Raw genomic sequence first — 15,561 nt, forward strand, 5'->3', positions numbered from 1 at the left:
GATTACAGATTCTGCGTTACGAACGAAAGCATCTGGTCGGCGGTGGAAATCACCTTGGAGTTCATCTCGTAGGCGCGCTGGGTGGTGATCATGTTGACCATCTCCTCAACGGTGCTCACGTTGGAAGTTTCCAGGGTGCTTTGCAGCGTGGTGCCGAAACCATTCAGGCCAGGGGTGCCGATCTGCGGCGCGCCGCTGGAGGCGGTTTCCAGGAACAGGTTGTTGCCCATCGCCTGCAGGCCGGCCGGGTTGATGAAGTCGGCGGTTTGCAGGTTGCCGATCACTTGCGACGCCGGGTTGCCGGCCACGGTGATGGACACGGTGCCGTCGTTGCCGACGGTGAAGGTCTTGGCGTCGGCGGGGACGACCACGGCCGGTTCCAGGGCAAACCCGTTGGCGGTGACGATCTGGCCATTGGAGTCCAAGTGGAACGTACCGTCACGGGTGTAGGAAGTGGTGCCATCCGGTTGCAGGATCTGGAAGAAGCCACGGCCGTTGATGGCCATGTCCAGCGGCTGGCCGGTCTGCTGCAGGTTACCGGCGCTGAAGTTCTTCTGGGTGCCGACGATCTGCACACCGGTACCCAATTGCAGGCCCGACGGCAGTTCGCTGTCCTGGGTCGACTGGGCGCCCGGCTGCTTCTTGATCTGATAGAGCAAGTCCTGGAACTCGGCACGGTCACGTTTGAAGCCCGTGGTCGACACGTTGGCCAAGTTGTTGGAAATGGTGGTCAGGTTGGTGTCCTGGGCGGACAGGCCTGTTTTGGCAACCCATAGAGCCGGAAGCATGCTGTTCTCCTTCGTGCGCCTGTTTGTTGGCGCTGCGCTGCAAAATTAGTAGTGGGTCAGTGACGCGGCGATCAGCTCATCTGCATGACGCGCGTCATGGCCTGGTCGTCTTCCTTGGCGCTGTTCATCATCTTGATGTGCAGCTCGAACTGCTTGGAAAGCGCCAGCACCGCGGTCATTTCTTCCACGGCATTGACGTTGCTCGCCTGCAGGAAACCCGAGGTCAGCGTAACGTTCGCGTCAGCCTGGGCTGGCTGGCCATCCTTGGTGTGGATGGTGCCGTCCAAGCCTTTGTTCATGTTCTTCAGGTCCGGCTGGACCAGCTTGATGCGGTCCACTTCAGCCATCACCCGCGGGCCTTCGCCCATGGCGCGGATGCTGATGGTGCCGTCGGAACCCACTTCGATTTTCTGCTGTGGCGGCACGGCAATCGGACCACCGTTGCCCATGATCGGCATGCCGTTGCCGGCACGCAGCACGCCCAATGCGTCGACGTTCATGCTCGCGCTGCGCACGTAGGCTTCGCTGCCATCCGGGGTCTGCACGGCCATCCAGCCATTGCCGTTGATGGCCACGTCCAGGTCCCGACCGGTTTCGATCATGGCGCCAGGGGTGAAGTCGGTGGCTGGGCGCTCGGTCATGGCAAACGCCCGCGCCGGAAAGCTGTCACCGAACACCGGCATCGAACGCGCCTGTTCCAGGTCACGTTGAAAACCGTTGGTGGAAATGTTCGCCAGGTTGTTGGCATGGGCCTTCTGCGCCAGAGCATTCTGGCTGGCGCCGGTCATTGCCACATAAAGGTACTTGTCCACGCTCTTTCCTCTTTCTGACGGACGCTTGCCGCCCACCGCTGTACTGATGAGGCTTAAGCAATTTGCGAACCAACTTTTGAAAAGAACGAGAAGTGCAGGCGGGGCGGGGGTTTGCGGCGAGGCGTGAGGAATGCCGGGTTGAGCGCGAGTCGAAAAAACGGCGGACTACTGCCGCCTGCGGCAAACGCCGTCCTTGAAAACGACAAAGATCAAATGTGGGAGGGGGCTTGCCCCCTCCCACCTTGGGTTATTTATCGCTCTTCAGGATTTCGTAATCGCGCAGTTTATTGGCGATGGTGGTGTGGGATACCCCCAGTCGCTTACCCAACTGCCGGCTGCTGGAATGCTCGGCGTACAAGGCTTCCAACACCGCTTTCTCAAACCGCCCGACGATGTCTTCCAGGCCACCTTCCAGGGAGAAGTCGCCAAGCGGCTGACGCACGCCATAATCGGGCAAGCGGATATGCTCAACCTTGACCATACCGCCGTCGCACAACGACACCGCCTGGAACAGCACGTTTTCCAGCTGCCGCACGTTGCCTGGCCAGTGGTAGTGACTCAGGCGATCCATCGCGGCGGGAGCCAGCTTCGGCAGCGGGCAGCCGATTTGCCGGCTGGCCTGGTCGAGAAAGTGCTCGACCAAAGGCCCCAGGCCGTCAAGGCATTCGCGCAGCGGCGGGATATGCAGGGACAACACATTGAGGCGGTGGTAGAGGTCCTGGCGGAATTCGCCACGGGCACACAGCTCGGACAAGTCCACCTGGGTCGCGCAGATCACGCGCACGTCCAGGTACACCTCTTCATCACTGCCTACACGTCGGAAGCATCCATCCTGCAAAAAACGCAGCAACTTCACCTGTAGCCGCGCGCTCATCTCCCCGACACCATCGAGAAACAGCGTACCGCCCGCCGTCAGTTCCAATAGCCCCAACTTGCCTTCGGCCCGTGCGCCTTCGAACGCGCCGGGACCGTAGCCGAACAGCTCGGTCTCGGCCATCGACTCTGGCAAGCCCGCGCAATTAAGCGCCATCAACGGCGATTGCCCACGCGGGCTGGCCAAGTGACAGGCGCGCGCCAGCAGTTCCTTGCCGGTGCCGGTTTCGCCTTCTATTAATAGAGGCGCATCCAGCGGCGCCATGCGCCGGGCTTCGCGCACCACGGCGGCCATGACTTTGGAGCTTTGGAAGATGCTGTCGAAGCCACGCAACTCCTGCTTACGCACGTTGTAGATGCGCTCACCCACGCGGTCGGCGCGGTGCAGGGTCAACACGGCGCCGGCCATGGCCTCGCTGTCATCATGCTCGGAGGATTGCAGCGGCGCGATGTCCGCCAGGAACACGTCACCCTTGACCTTGACCCGCAGGCCGTTGATCCGCGATTTACTGGCGCGCACCAGCTCCGGCAAGTCGAAGTCCTCGGCATACCGCGACAACGGAATGCCCGGCACCTCATCCACCCGCACCCCGAGCAACTGCGCCGCCGCGCGGTTGGCGGCGACGATAGAGCCGCCCATATCGATGGACAGTACCGGGAACTCCAGCGCGCCGAGCAGTGCATTGAGCTCCATATGCCGACGCTCACTGGGCATCAGCCCTACCCTTTTGACCCCGAACACCCCGGCAATCGCCTCGAACTGCGGGCGCAGCGCCTGGAACTGCATGTTCACCAGATTCGGGCAAAACAGGTAGATGGCATTGCCATGCTCACCGCCGACCTCGCCCTTGGCGACGTTGACACCGTATTCCACCAACAGGTTGAGGATGTCCCGCAGGATGCCGATGCGGTTCTGGCAGTGCACTTTGATACGCATGAAGAGGCCCGAAAAGTGGGGAGGCGCCGCGTCTTTTTGTCGCTGGGCGCAGATAGTCGTCAAGATTATGTGACAGCTTGCAGGCTTTTCCCAGCCCAATGCAGCGGCCAGCCTCACAAGCGTAACGAATACTTTACGAAAAATGGTAAGTTTTCCTACGCAGCGCCGTTTTAAACGGGTGGAATCCGGCCGCGCACGGGTTATCAATAAGCTCATCGCAGGACATAACAAGAACGAATGCCTAGCAGGAGAGCCGTATGAAGCAGACGCAGTACGTGGCCCGCGAGCCCGACGCGCAAGGTTTTATCCACTACCCGCCAGAAGAACACGCGGTGTGGAATACCCTGATCACTCGCCAGTTGAAAGTGATCGAGGGTCGCGCCTGCCAGGAATACCTGGACGGCATCGATAAGCTCGGCCTGCCCATGGACCGGATTCCGCAACTGGGCGAAATCAACAAAGTGCTGGCCGAGACCACGGGATGGCAAGTCGCCCGCGTGCCAGCACTGATCCCCTTCCAGACCTTCTTCGAATTGCTCGCCAACAAGCAATTTCCGGTGGCAACGTTTATCCGTACCCGCGAAGAATTGGACTACCTGCAAGAGCCGGACATTTTCCACGAGATCTTTGGCCACTGCCCGCTGCTGACCAACCCATGGTTCGCCGAATTTACCCACACCTACGGCAAGCTCGGCCTGGCGGCCAGCAAGGAGCAGCGGGTGTACCTGGCGCGCCTGTATTGGATGACCATCGAGTTCGGCCTGGTGGACACCCCCGAAGGTCGGCGCATCTACGGTGGCGGCATTTTGTCGTCGCCCAAGGAGACGGTGTACAGCCTGTCGTCCGAGCCTGAACATCAGCTGTTCGACCCGCTGGAGGCGATGCGCACGCCCTATCGCATCGACATTCTGCAACCTTTGTACTTCGTGCTGCCCAACCTCAAGCGGCTGTTCGAAGTGGCCCAAGAAGACATCATGGGCATGGTCGAGCGCGGCATGCAGCTGGGTCTTCACGCTCCAAAGTTTCCACCCAAACCCAAAGCGGCTTGAACCTTACATCTTGAGGCCAGGTGAGTCTGTTCCCTGGCCCCGCGTTGCTTTAGGGTGACGCTACTGACCTTCAACATTCGAATTCAGGACACCCCCATGACCACCTTGAACCAAGCCCACTGCGAAGCCTGCCGTGCCGATGCCCCTCAAGTCAGCGACGAAGAACTGCCGGTACTGCTCAAGCAGATCCCCGACTGGAACATCGAAGTCCGTGACGGTGTGATGCAATTGGAAAAGGTCTTCCTGTTCAAGAACTTCAAATTTGCCCTGGCCTTCACCAACGCCATGGGTGAAATCTCCGAGGCCGAAGGCCATCACCCAGGCCTGCTCACCGAGTGGGGCAAAGTCACCGTGACCTGGTGGAGCCACTCCATCAAGGGCCTGCACCGCAACGACTTCATCATGGCCGCGCGCACCGACGAAGTGGCCAAGGACGCCGAGGGCCGCAAGTAATGCATTTCGATGCCATTGGCCGCGTACCCGGCGACCCGATCCTCGGGCTGATGGACCTGTATGCCCAGGACACCAACCCGAACAAATTCGATCTGGGTGTTGGCGTCTACAAGGATGACCAAGGCCTGACGCCCATTCCGCACTCGGTCAAGCTGGCCGAGCAGCGCCTGGTCGATACCCAGGCCACCAAGACCTACATCGGCGGCCACGGCAACGCCGCGTTCGGCAAGCTGATCAGCGAGCTGGTACTCGGCGCGGACTCCGCGCTGATCCGCGAACGCCGTGCCGGCGCCACCCAGACCCCAGGCGGCACCGGCGCCCTGCGCCTGAGCGCCGACTTCATCGCGCAAAACCTGCCTGGTCGCGGCGTATGGCTGAGCAACCCGACCTGGCCGATCCACGAAACCATCTTCGCCAAGGCCGGCATTCCGGTCAGCCATTATCCTTACGTGGGCGCTGATAACCGCCTGGACGTGGCGGCGATGCTCGCCACCCTGTCCACTGTGCCCAAGGGCGACGTCGTGCTATTGCACGCCTGCTGCCACAACCCGACCGGTTTCGACCTGTCACAGGATGACTGGCGCCAAGTGCTGCAGATCGTGCGCGAACGCCATTTGCTGCCGCTGATCGACTTTGCCTACCAGGGCTTTGGCGACGGCCTGGAGCAGGACGCCTGGGCGGTGCGGCTGTTTGCGGCCGAGTTGCCGGAAGTGCTGGTCACCAGTTCCTGCTCGAAGAACTTCGGCCTGTACAGCGACCGTGTCGGCGCATTGATCGTGTGCGCGGCGGATGCCGAGAAGCTGACGGATGTGCGCAGCCAGCTGGCTAACACGGCACGTAACCTGTGGTCGACGCCACCGGATCATGGCGCCGCAGTGGTGGCGACCATCCTGGGCGATGCCGAGCTGAAAACGCTATGGAGCGACGAGGTCGAAGCCATGCGCTCGCGCATTGCACACCTGCGCTCCGGACTGGTGGAAGCGTTGGCACCCCATGGCCTGTCGGAGCGGTTTGCACACATCGGGGCGCAGCGTGGGATGTTCTCCTACACCGGCTTGAGTGCCGAGCAGGTGAAGCAACTGCGGGAGAAGCACAGCGTGTACATGGTGAGTTCGGGGCGGGCCAACGTGGCGGGGATAGATGCGACGCGATTGGCGTTGCTGGCTCAAGCCATCGCCGACGTCTCCAACTGAAGAAACCGAATCAAAACTGTGGGAGCTGGCTTGCCTGCTCCCACAGTTTGACCTTGTGAATCCTTTAACCTGCGACCATTTCTGCTTTCAGCAGAGCCTCTTTGGCCTGCGCATCCGCCAACCGATACAACTCGATACTCCCATCCCAGTGCTCGATCAATGCCGTGCACGACTCCACCCAATCCCCGCAGTTGAGGTAATCCACCTCGCCCACCTTGCGAATCTCCGCATGGTGGATATGCCCGCACACCACGCCGTGCAACTCGCGCTTGGTCACTTCGTGGGCGATGGCTTCTTCGAAATCACTGATGAAGTTCACCGCTGTCTTGACCTTGTGCTTGAGGTACGCCGACAGCGACCAATAGCCATAGCCATAGCGCGCACGCCAATGGTTCAGCCAACGGTTCAGCGTGAGGGTGAACTCGTAGGCTGAGTCGCCAAGGAACGCCAGCCAGCGGTGGTAGCGGGTGATCACATCAAACTGATCGCCGTGGATCACCAACAAATGCCGGCCATCGGCAGTCACGTGCACGGCCTCGTCCACCAACTGGATATTGCCCAGGATCAGCTTGGAATAGCGGCGCAGGAACTCGTCGTGGTTGCCGGTGACGTAGATCACCTCGGTGCCGCGCTTGGCCATGGTCAGCAGGCGACGGATCACGTTGGTGTGGGCTTGGGGCCAATACATCCCGCCGCGCAGCTTCCAGCCATCAATGATGTCGCCGACCAGGTAGACCTTGTCCGCGTGGTACCCCTTGAGGAACTGCGACAAATGTTCGGCCTGGCAATCCCGGGTGCCCAGGTGCACATCGGAAATCCACAGGGTACGAACCCGTTGCTTGCGGCTGGGCTTGGTGAATTCGGCACTGGTCATGGGCGTCCCTCGACGGTGTTTTCGCGAGCTTGCGCCCTGGCGATTAATAGCCCATGACAGAAGTGCGTCAGTCTGATGACAGCGCCCGCAGACCGCGAAGCGTTGTAGACTGGCGCCAGCACCCAAGGAGACCGCGATGAGCCCCACTCTCACGCTACGCCACTACACCGAAGCGCCGCTCGCCCACAGCCATGACCATGCGCAGTTGGTGTTCGGCCTGTCCGGGCATTTGGACCTGGAAGTCGATGGGCGTGGCAGCCAAGTGCGCGAAAGCAGCGTGATGGTGCTGCCCTTCTCCGCCCACCATGCGTGCGGCAGTCGCGATGGCAGCCGCTGCCTGGTGCTGGACGTGCCCACCGAGCACTGGGTGCTGCAATCCTTGGGCGAACATGCCGAGGCCAGTCGCCGCCTGCTCGACCAACCCACGCGGTTGGCCCTGGACACGCGGCAAAGCCAGTTGGTGCACTGGCTGGCGCAGAGCCCGGTGGATGACCCGCTGATCGTCCAGCAGGGCGCGGTGCTGTTACTGGCCAGCCTCAATCATCCGCTGGCTCAACCACTGCCGGGGCGACGCCTGCCGTATGCGGCGTTCAATGCGCACATCGAGCGCCATGTTGCGCACCCGTTGCAGGTGGCAGACCTGGCGCGTATCGCCGACCTGTCGGTGGCGCGTTTACACGCACGCTTCGTGACCGAATGCGGGCAAACGCCCATGGACTATATCCGCAGTCGCCGCCTGCAAATGGCCCTGGACCTGCTGCGCAAAACCCCTTTGCCCATTGGTGAAATCGCCGACCGCGTCGGCTACACCTCGCAAAGTGCCTTTGCTGCCGCGATGCTGCGTGAGTTTGGCGCCTCGCCAGGCGCATTGCGGCGCAACGCGCAGTAAGAGCCTTGCGATAAAAATCGCGAGCCGGACGACAGACGCCTGCACGACGGAGCCACTAGACTGCGCTTCTGTCACCCGCCTGACTCAAGGACCGCAATGACTCCCCGCTCAGCCCTCGGCGCCCTGCATATCGGCGCATTGATGTTTGGCCTCACCGGCGTGTTCGGCAAACTGGCGGCCGCCTCGCCAGCCATCATCGTGTTTGGTCGCGCGGTGTTTGCCGTGGTGGCCCTGGCGGTCTTTGCCCGGTTCGCCAGCAACACGGCGTGGAAAAAGCTGGAACTGCGCGACTGGCGCCGGCTGCTGCTCAGCGGTGTCTTGCTGGCGGCACACTGGGTCACCTTCTTTATTGCGGTAAAAGTTGCCGGCGTGGCCGTCGCAACCCTGGGCTTTACCGCATTCCCGGCCTTTACCGTGATCCTCGAAGGGCTGATATTCCGCGAGCGCATCCGCGCCAACGAAGTGCTGCTGGTGGTGCTGGTCAGCATCGGCCTGGTGTTGGTGACCCCGGACTTCAACCTCGCCAGCGAAGCCACCGGTGGGTTGCTCTGGGGGATCGCCTCGGGGCTGCTGTTTTCGCTGTTGTCGCTGAACAACCGTGCCAGTTCCGGACGCATCCCGGCGGTGCAAGCGGCGTTGTGCCAGAACGTGGTGGTCGCCTTGTGCCTGCTGCCCGTGGCGGCACCAGGGCTGACCGAGGTGCGCGCAATCGACTGGCTGTGGATCGGCTTGCTCGGCGTGTTCTGCACCGGCCTGGCCCACAGCCTGTTTGTCGCCAGCCTCGCGGTGATCAAGGCGCGCACCGCCTCGGTGGTGTTTGCCATGGAGCCGGTCTACGGCATCACCGCGGCCTGGTTGCTGTTCGCCGAAACCCCGACACTGCGCATGCTGTTGGGCGGCGTGCTGATCATCGTCGCAATCGTGCTTTCCGGGTTGATGGGCGGTGCCAGCCAGGCCAAACAACCCGCTGCAACGGCTTGATCTACACTTTGAACATCCGCAACAGTTTGTCGTCGTTCAACGGATACAGACTCCTCGACGACAGCCATGCCAGTTGAAGTTGCTGCAAGCGAGTGGTCACTCCATTAACGCATGCAGGGGTTTCACTATGGAAATGCTCATAAACTTGTTGGTGCAGATCATCAGCGGTGCCGTCGGCGGCAATTTGGCCGGCATGACCAAACAAAGCCTGGGTACGGGTCTCAATACGTTTATCGGTGGTATTGGCGGGCTGATCCTGGGCCAAATCCTGGCGCTATTCACTGGCACCTCCGGTGGTGAAGCGCTGGATGTGGCGGCGGTCGGCAGCAACATTGTCGGCGGTGGTGTCGGCGGGCTGGTACTGACTTGGCTGGTTGGTTTCATCAAGCAAAAGATGGCCGCCAAATAATTCCACCCTGCAGGGTCACCGCCCTCACACGGCGGTGACGTCTACTGCGTACGGTCGTTGTGCCCCAGGTCACGCTGCGGGTCGATCTGGTCACGTACGCGCTGCTTGAGCACCTTGGCTTCCGGGAAGCCACCGTCGGCCTTGCGCTCCCAAATCTGCACGCCATCACAAGTGATACGAAACGTGCCACCGGTGGCCGGCGCCAGCGACACCTTGCCCAAGTCATCGGCAAACGTACTCAGCAGTTCCTGCGCCAGCCACGCCGCGCGCAGCAGCCACTGGCACTGGGTGCAATAGGTAATGACGATCTCGGGTTTAATCGACGACATAATTAGAGAGGCTCCTGGCATAACGGGCTCGGTGGATCGAGTGGCTATAATACCGGCCTTTATCGCCCAGCCTCGAGATTCATGATGCGCCGTCTGCTGTCCTGCCTGTTTCTGTGCCTACTTCCTTTTGTTGCCGACGCCGTCGAACCGCCACGCCCGAAAATCGGCCTGGTGCTGTCCGGCGGCGCCGCCCGTGGGCTGGCCCATATCGGCGTGCTCAAGGCGCTGGAAGAGCAAGGCATCCAGATCGATGCGATTGCCGGCACCAGCATGGGCGCGGTGATCGGTGGGCTGTACGCGTCGGGGTACAAGATCGACGAGCTGGAAAAACTGGCGCTCAATATTGATTGGCAACAGGCCCTGTCCGACGCGCCGCCTCGGGAAGATGTGCCGTTCCGGCGCAAGCAGGATGACCGGGATTTCCTGGTCAAACAGAAACTCAGCTTCCGCGACGACGGCAGCCTGGGCCTGCCACTGGGGGTGATCCAGGGTCAGAACCTGGCGCTGCTGCTGGAAAGCATGTTCGCCCACAGCAGCGACACGCGTAACTTCGACAAGCTGCCTATCCCCTTCCGCGCGGTGGCAACCGACATCACCACCGGCGAGAAGGTGGTGTTCCGCAAGGGCCACCTGCCCCAGGTAATCCGCGCCAGCATGTCGATCCCGGCGGTATTTGCCCCGGTAGAACTGGATGGCCGGCTGCTGGTGGACGGCGGCATGACCGACAACATCCCGCTGGATGTGGCGCGGGAAATGGGCGTGGATATCGCCATCGTCGTCGACATCGGCACCCCACTGCGCTCGCGCAAGCAACTGGCGACGGTGGTGGACGTGCTCAACCAGTCCATCACCTTGATGACCCGGCGCAACTCCGAGGAACAGCTCAAGGATCTGCACCCCAAGGACGTGCTGATCCAGCCGCCCCTCGCCGCCTATGGCGTGACCGACTTCGGCCGCGCCAAGGACATGATCGACGCCGGCTACCGCGCCACCCGCGCCCTTGATGCACGCCTGGCCCACCTGCGCCCCACCGAACCGATCGACCCGCAACTGGTGGCGGCCCGCACTCCGGGCGAGCGCACGCCAGTGATCACCGCCATCAACGTGGAAAACGATTCGAAAGTCAGCGACGACGTGATTCGCTACTACATCCGCCAACCCCTGGGCGAGCCGTTGAACCTGGGCCGCCTGCAGTCAGACATGGGCACCTTGTACGGCCTGGACTACTTCGAGCAGGTGCAGTACCGCGTGGTCAAGAAAGGCCAGGACAACACCCTGGTGATCAGCGCGCGCGGCAAACGCAGCGGCACCGATTACCTGCGCCTGGGCCTGAACCTGTCGGATGACATGCGCGGCGACAGCGCCTTCAACCTCGGCGCCAGCTACCGCATGAACGGCATCAACCGCCTGGGCGCCGAATGGCTGACGCGGGTGCAGATCGGTGATCGGCAAGAGCTGTACAGCGAGTTCTACCAGCCGATGGACACCGGCTCGCGCTACTTTGTCGCCCCCTACATCAGTGCCCAGGCACAGAACGTCGAGCTGATCCTGGACAACGACCCCATCTCCGAATACCGCCTGGAACGCTACGGTTTTGGCTTGAACGTCGGCCGCCAGATTGGCAACAGCGGCGAGATCCGCTTTGGCGTCGGTGAAGCCTGGGGCAAGGCGGATGTGCGCATCGGCGACCGCGACCTGCCCAGCGTGAGTTTCAGCGAAGGCTTCTACGAATTGAAGTACTCCTTCGATTCCCTGGACAACGTGTACTTCCCCCATACCGGCGAAGACATCGGCCTGGCCTACCGCGAATTCGAACCGGGGCTGGGTTCGGACCAACGCTACCGCCAATGGGAATTCAAGCTGGACAAGGCCATGAGCCACGGCCCGGACAACCTGGTGCTGGGTGGCCGCTACGGGCGCACCCTGGATGATTCGGACGTGGTGATTTCCAGCTTCCTGCTGGGCGGTGCGCGGCAGCTGTCGGGCTTTCGCCAGGATGCAATCTCGGGCCAGAACATCAGCCTGATGCGGGCCGTGTACTACCGCCGGCTCACACCACGTTCGTACCTGCCGCTGGACTTCCCGCTGTACCTGGGTGCGTCACTGGAACGCGGCCGGGCGTGGAACAACGACAATGAATTCGACAGCGGCTACATCAACGCGGCGAGTATTTTCCTGGGCTTTGATACACCGTTGGGGCCGCTGAATTTCAGTTATGGGTTCAACGATGACAATCAGAAGGCGGTGTACCTGAACCTGGGGCAGACGTTCTAAAAAGGGCGTTCGCAAAACTAATGTGGGAGCTGGCTTGCCTGCGATGCAGGCACCTCGATTTTTTCAGTTGCTTCGAGGTGATGCTATCGCAGGCAAGCCAGCTCCCACATTTTCGACCTGCGGCGTATGCAAGGTCAGGATTTTTCCAAGTTAGCCAGGATGTGCCCATGCACGCGCATGCACACGCTCAAGTCGGCTTCGTCCACGCCTACAAACAGCTCATGGCGCAGGGCGGTGGCGATGGTTTCGATTTGTTCGATCAGCGGCCGGGCGGTATCGCACAGCAGGATGCGCTTGGCACGGCGGTCTTCCACCACGGCTTGGCGTTGCACCAGGCCCTGGCCTTCAAGGCTGTCCAGCAGGCGGGCCAGGGTTGGCCCTTCGACGCCGACGCTTTGCGCCAGCTCACGCTGGGTGGGTGCTTCTTCAAAACGAGCGAGGTGCAGCAGCACCAGCCAGCGCGCCTGGGACAGGCCTAGCCCGGCCAGGCGACGGTCCAGTTCGGCACGCCAACCTCGGGACATTTGCGCCAGTTGCATGCCAAATCGGTGTTGATCGGTTAACGGCATAAAAAACTCATGTTTTAGACTGAAAATAAAGTGTGGCTAATTATTAGTCAGCTAAGCATGAGCTTTGCCCATAGGCAAGAGTTGCTATGTACTGATTCGTTACATTGTCCTAATTGACGCACTAAATTTCGAATTCGGACTGCAAAGCCGCCCTTACGCAGTACAAAACCCCCTCCGGAACGCGACCCGTAAACAGCGGCGCAATCTCCGCCACCGGTGGCAATTCGCCTTCTCCGTCGAGGAACGCGTCCTGGATTTCGCCGAGCAAATCCTCCGGCAAATCAAGCGCCTGCTCCAACGAGAGTTGCTGCTTGCCGATGGATTCGGCGAGCAAGGTGTAGACGTTTTTCTCCGAGCATTGCAGTTGACCCGCGATCTGGATCGGGGTCATGCCGGCACGTGCCAGGCTGATCAGTTCGTGGCGGATATCGGCGACTTCCTTCGGCGCTTCGGCCTGGCCGCCGAGCACTTCGAGGAAGGCCTGGCCGTAACGCTCCAGCTTGCGCGCACCCACGCCGCTGACGCGCGCCATCTCGGCCATGGTGGTGGGTTGCTCGCGCAGCATCTCCAGCAGGGTGGAGTCGGGGAAAATAACGTACGGCGGCACGCTGTGTTCCTGCGCCAGTTTGCGCCGCAGGGTGCGCAAGGCTTCCCACTGCTCGCGCTCTTCGCCACGCACCAGTTGGCTGGCTTGGCTGGTGCTGCTCTTGGCGGTGGTCTGCGGCTTGAGGTCGCGGCGCAGTTCCAGGCTGACTTCGCCCTTGAGCAACGGCCGGCAACTGTCATTCAAGCGCAACCCGCCGTAGCCCTCGATGTCGATGTCCACCAGGCCGCGCGCGACCATCTGCCGGAACAGCGAGCGCCACTCGCCTTCAGCGCGGGCCTTGCCGACGCCGTAGACCGAGAGTTTCTCGTGGCCGAAGCTGCGGACTTTCTCGTTGTCCTTGCCCAGCAGTACATCCACCAGGTGACCGACACCATAACGCTGGCCGGTGCGGTAGATGGCGGACAAGCCCTGACGCGCCGGCTCGGTGGCATCCCAGGTCTGCACACCGTCGACGCAGTTATCGCAATGACCACAAGGTTCAGGCATGTCTTCGTCGAAGTAGGCCAGCAAGGTCTGGCGGCGGCAACGGGTTTCCTCGCACAGCGAGAGCATCGCATCGAGCTTGTGCTGCTCAAGGCGCTTGTGACGCTCGTCGCCTTCGGAGTTCTGCAACATCTGCTTGAGCATCACTACATCCTGCAGGCCGTAGACCATCCAGGCATCCGCAGGCAGGCCATCCCGGCCGGCGCGACCGGTTTCCTGGTAGTACGCCTCCAGGGATTTGGGCAAATCCATGTGCGCCACGAAACGCACGTTGGATTTGTCGATGCCCATGCCGAACGCGATGGTAGCCACCATGATCAGGCCTTCCTCGTTGAGGAAGCGCTTCTGGTGAGCCGAACGCGTTTCGTTGGGCAGGCCGGCGTGGTACGGCAGCGCCGGGTAGCCCTGCTCGCAGAGGAACGCGGCCACTTCATCGACCTTCTTGCGCGACAGGCAATAGACAATGCCCGCATCGCTGCGCCGCTCGGAGAGGAACGCCAGCAATTGCTTGCGCGGCTGCTCCTTGGGCACGATGCGGTAGAAGATATTCGGCCGGTCAAAACTCGACAGGAAGCGCTCGGCGTTCTGCAGATGCAGGCGCTCGACGATTTCTTCGCGGGTGCGCTTGTCGGCGGTGGCGGTCAGGGCAATGCGCGGCACATCGGGAAACAGCTCTGCCAGTTGGCCGAGCTGCAGGTATTCGCGGCGAAAATCGTGTCCCCATTGCGACACGCAGTGGGCTTCGTCGATGGCGAACAGGGCAATTTCCAGGCTCTGCAAAAAGGCCAGCATGCGCGGCTGCACCAAGCGCTCGGGGGCCAGATAGAGCATCTTCACTTCACCGCGCTTGATCCGCGCGGCCAGGTCGCGTTGCTGCTCGGCGCTGAGGGTGGAGTTCAAGGACGCCGCGGCAACGCCCAGCTCTTCGAGGGTGGCGACCTGATCGTCCATCAGCGCGATCAGCGGCGACACCACCACAGCCAAGCCATTGCGCAACAGCGCCGGCACCTGGAAGCACAACGACTTGCCGCCACCGGTAGGCATCAGTACCAGTGCGTCACCGCCACTGGCCACGCGCTCAATGATCGCACCCTGGCGGCCACGAAAACTGTCGTAGCCGAAGATGTCCTTGAGGACGCGTTGTGCCTGCTCGAGCATGTAAAACTCCAAAATAGTGCCGAAATCCCTCTGTACAGGCTGGCCGAAAAAATGCGCGTTCACGGGAAATAATCCGTAAGCGAAGTTTTCTCGGACTGGCGCTTGGCCTGCAAGGGCATCACAAAACGCGGCAGTATACCCGAGCGATACGCGGCAAAGGGCGCCACTGACGAACAGCGAACGCTATCTAAAACCTGGCAAATATGCAGTGTGGCTGGCCTGGGCGCTCAAGAAGGCCTAGAATTCAGCATCGTTTATTCCCAAGGTAGTCCTTCAATGTCCTTCGCTGAGCAACTAACCCGCCTGCAAGCCTTCCTCGACGCCGATGAGCTGCATGACGAGGCGCTGGACTACGTGGCCGCCCACGGCTACCTGACCGCCCTGTCGATCTGCTCCGAGGTCGTGCCCGACCGTGAATGGATCGACGCACTGTTCGCCGAGGAGCCGCACTACGCCGACGCCGCCCAACGCGAAGAAATCGAATCCACCCTGCTGGCCCTCAAGGCCCACATCGGTCGCCAACTGGCCTCCGACGAAGAATTCGAGCTGCCATGCGAGCTGGACCTGGGTGAAGAGCCGGATGACTCCGACCTGCGCGGCTGGTGCATCGGCTTCATGGAAGGCGTGTTCCTGCGCGAAGCCGCCTGGTTCGAAACCGCCGAGGAAGAAGTCAGCGAAATGCTGCTGCCGATCATGGTCGGTTCGGGCCTGTTCGACGACCAGCCGGAGTTCTCCGACATCGCCGCCGACGCCAACCTGATGGACGACATGATCGTACAGATCCCGGAAGCCCTCACCGCCCTGTACCTGCTGTGCAACGCCCCTGACGAAAAACCTGCGATCCTCAAGCCACGTCACCACTGAGTCGCTTGCCCGTGACACC

At 61.6% G+C, this 15,561-nt stretch carries 15 protein-coding genes; 8 read left to right on the plus strand and 7 right to left on the minus strand.

Translation table 11 applies throughout. The annotated features are described in order from the left end of the window. Window positions 1-2 precede the first annotated feature (2 nt). From flgG to KUA23_RS21800, 3 genes are all read right to left on the minus strand, one after another. A complete protein-coding gene (gene flgG, locus KUA23_RS21790) occupies window positions 3-788 on the minus strand; it encodes a flagellar basal-body rod protein FlgG (RefSeq protein ID WP_005790105.1) in 786 nt (261 codons plus the stop codon). A gap of 71 nt (window positions 789-859) precedes the next feature. After that, window positions 860-1,600: a flagellar basal body rod protein FlgF gene (locus KUA23_RS21795; protein WP_078049631.1), complete on the minus strand. Its 741-nt coding sequence runs from the start codon at window positions 1,598-1,600 to the stop codon at window positions 860-862. 247 nt (window positions 1,601-1,847) lie between these two features. Beyond that, window positions 1,848-3,410 carry a sigma-54-dependent transcriptional regulator gene (locus tag KUA23_RS21800; RefSeq protein WP_078049632.1) on the minus strand — a complete coding sequence of 521 codons (1,563 nt, stop codon included), beginning with the start codon at window positions 3,408-3,410 and terminating at the stop codon, window positions 1,848-1,850. Window positions 3,411-3,667: 257 nt separating this feature from the next. On the opposite strand from KUA23_RS21800, the gene phhA reads away from it, so the two are divergent. The 3 genes from phhA to KUA23_RS21815 all read left to right on the plus strand — a co-directional run bounded on the left by phhA (window position 3,668) and on the right by KUA23_RS21815 (window position 6,105). Beyond that, window positions 3,668-4,459 (plus strand): phenylalanine 4-monooxygenase, encoded by a 792-nt coding sequence (phhA, locus tag KUA23_RS21805; protein ID WP_078049633.1) that lies wholly within the window; start codon window positions 3,668-3,670, stop codon window positions 4,457-4,459. A gap of 96 nt (window positions 4,460-4,555) precedes the next feature. After that, on the plus strand, window positions 4,556-4,912 hold the full coding sequence (locus KUA23_RS21810) for a 4a-hydroxytetrahydrobiopterin dehydratase (protein ID WP_010208721.1): 357 nt from the start codon (window positions 4,556-4,558) through the stop codon (window positions 4,910-4,912). Continuing rightward, window positions 4,912-6,105 (plus strand): amino acid aminotransferase, encoded by a 1,194-nt coding sequence (locus tag KUA23_RS21815; protein ID WP_252992829.1) that lies wholly within the window; start codon window positions 4,912-4,914, stop codon window positions 6,103-6,105. Before KUA23_RS21810 ends, KUA23_RS21815 begins: the two co-directional genes overlap by 1 nt. A gap of 64 nt (window positions 6,106-6,169) precedes the next feature. Here KUA23_RS21815 and KUA23_RS21820 read toward each other — a convergent pair whose 3' ends face one another. Continuing rightward, on the minus strand, window positions 6,170-6,979 hold the full coding sequence (locus KUA23_RS21820; protein WP_069077942.1) for a UDP-2,3-diacylglucosamine diphosphatase: 810 nt from the start codon (window positions 6,977-6,979) through the stop codon (window positions 6,170-6,172). A gap of 136 nt (window positions 6,980-7,115) precedes the next feature. Here KUA23_RS21820 and KUA23_RS21825 point away from each other — a divergent pair, with 136 nt between their 5' ends. The 3 genes from KUA23_RS21825 to KUA23_RS21835 all read left to right on the plus strand — a co-directional run bounded on the left by KUA23_RS21825 (window position 7,116) and on the right by KUA23_RS21835 (window position 9,258). Continuing rightward, complete coding sequence (locus tag KUA23_RS21825) at window positions 7,116-7,868, plus strand: AraC family transcriptional regulator (RefSeq protein ID WP_078049636.1); 753 nt, start codon at window positions 7,116-7,118, stop codon at window positions 7,866-7,868. 96 nt (window positions 7,869-7,964) lie between these two features. Beyond that, window positions 7,965-8,849, plus strand: coding sequence for a DMT family transporter (locus tag KUA23_RS21830; RefSeq protein WP_078049637.1), 885 nt, complete (start codon window positions 7,965-7,967; stop codon window positions 8,847-8,849). 127 nt (window positions 8,850-8,976) lie between these two features. Then, window positions 8,977-9,258 (plus strand): hypothetical protein, encoded by a 282-nt coding sequence (locus tag KUA23_RS21835; protein WP_078049638.1) that lies wholly within the window; start codon window positions 8,977-8,979, stop codon window positions 9,256-9,258. Between the two features lie 41 nt (window positions 9,259-9,299). Here the strand turns inward: KUA23_RS21835 and KUA23_RS21840 are convergent, their stop codons facing one another. Further along, window positions 9,300-9,587 (minus strand): Rdx family protein, encoded by a 288-nt coding sequence (locus KUA23_RS21840; RefSeq protein WP_078049639.1) that lies wholly within the window; start codon window positions 9,585-9,587, stop codon window positions 9,300-9,302. Between the two features lie 84 nt (window positions 9,588-9,671). Here KUA23_RS21840 and KUA23_RS21845 point away from each other — a divergent pair, with 84 nt between their 5' ends. Further along, a complete protein-coding gene (locus tag KUA23_RS21845; RefSeq protein WP_252994306.1) occupies window positions 9,672-11,861 on the plus strand; it encodes a patatin-like phospholipase family protein in 2,190 nt (729 codons plus the stop codon). A gap of 134 nt (window positions 11,862-11,995) precedes the next feature. Here the strand turns inward: KUA23_RS21845 and KUA23_RS21850 are convergent, their stop codons facing one another. Further along, window positions 11,996-12,430 carry a MarR family transcriptional regulator gene (locus tag KUA23_RS21850; RefSeq protein ID WP_028617350.1) on the minus strand — a complete coding sequence of 145 codons (435 nt, stop codon included), beginning with the start codon at window positions 12,428-12,430 and terminating at the stop codon, window positions 11,996-11,998. A gap of 121 nt (window positions 12,431-12,551) precedes the next feature. Next, complete coding sequence (recQ, locus tag KUA23_RS21855; protein ID WP_078049641.1) at window positions 12,552-14,678, minus strand: DNA helicase RecQ; 2,127 nt, start codon at window positions 14,676-14,678, stop codon at window positions 12,552-12,554. A gap of 276 nt (window positions 14,679-14,954) precedes the next feature. Here recQ and KUA23_RS21860 point away from each other — a divergent pair, with 276 nt between their 5' ends. After that, window positions 14,955-15,542: a UPF0149 family protein gene (locus tag KUA23_RS21860; protein WP_015885221.1), complete on the plus strand. Its 588-nt coding sequence runs from the start codon at window positions 14,955-14,957 to the stop codon at window positions 15,540-15,542. Window positions 15,543-15,561: the final 19 nt, after the last annotated feature.

This window comes from Pseudomonas pergaminensis (assembly GCF_024112395.2).
In the GTDB taxonomy this organism is placed as follows: domain Bacteria; phylum Pseudomonadota; class Gammaproteobacteria; order Pseudomonadales; family Pseudomonadaceae; genus Aquipseudomonas; species Aquipseudomonas pergaminensis.

Bases quoted from the DNA above. Each gene is read 5' to 3' on its own strand.
- flgG (WP_005790105.1), bottom strand. From the start codon at position 788: ATGCTTCCGGCTCTATGGGTTGCCAAAACAGGCCTGTCCGCCCAGGAC.
- KUA23_RS21800 (WP_078049632.1), bottom strand. From the start codon at position 3,410: ATGCGTATCAAAGTGCACTGCCAGAACCGCATCGGCATCCTGCGGGAC.
- phhA (WP_078049633.1), top strand. From the start codon at position 3,668: ATGAAGCAGACGCAGTACGTGGCCCGCGAGCCCGACGCGCAAGGTTTT.
- KUA23_RS21810 (WP_010208721.1), top strand. From the start codon at position 4,556: ATGACCACCTTGAACCAAGCCCACTGCGAAGCCTGCCGTGCCGATGCC.
- KUA23_RS21815 (WP_252992829.1), top strand. From the start codon at position 4,912: ATGCATTTCGATGCCATTGGCCGCGTACCCGGCGACCCGATCCTCGGG.
- KUA23_RS21820 (WP_069077942.1), bottom strand. From the start codon at position 6,979: ATGACCAGTGCCGAATTCACCAAGCCCAGCCGCAAGCAACGGGTTCGT.
- KUA23_RS21825 (WP_078049636.1), top strand. From the start codon at position 7,116: ATGAGCCCCACTCTCACGCTACGCCACTACACCGAAGCGCCGCTCGCC.
- KUA23_RS21830 (WP_078049637.1), top strand. From the start codon at position 7,965: ATGACTCCCCGCTCAGCCCTCGGCGCCCTGCATATCGGCGCATTGATG.
- KUA23_RS21835 (WP_078049638.1), top strand. From the start codon at position 8,977: ATGGAAATGCTCATAAACTTGTTGGTGCAGATCATCAGCGGTGCCGTC.
- KUA23_RS21840 (WP_078049639.1), bottom strand. From the start codon at position 9,587: ATGTCGTCGATTAAACCCGAGATCGTCATTACCTATTGCACCCAGTGC.
- KUA23_RS21845 (WP_252994306.1), top strand. From the start codon at position 9,672: ATGCGCCGTCTGCTGTCCTGCCTGTTTCTGTGCCTACTTCCTTTTGTT.
- KUA23_RS21850 (WP_028617350.1), bottom strand. From the start codon at position 12,430: ATGCCGTTAACCGATCAACACCGATTTGGCATGCAACTGGCGCAAATG.
- recQ (WP_078049641.1), bottom strand. From the start codon at position 14,678: ATGCTCGAGCAGGCACAACGCGTCCTCAAGGACATCTTCGGCTACGAC.
- KUA23_RS21860 (WP_015885221.1), top strand. From the start codon at position 14,955: ATGTCCTTCGCTGAGCAACTAACCCGCCTGCAAGCCTTCCTCGACGCC.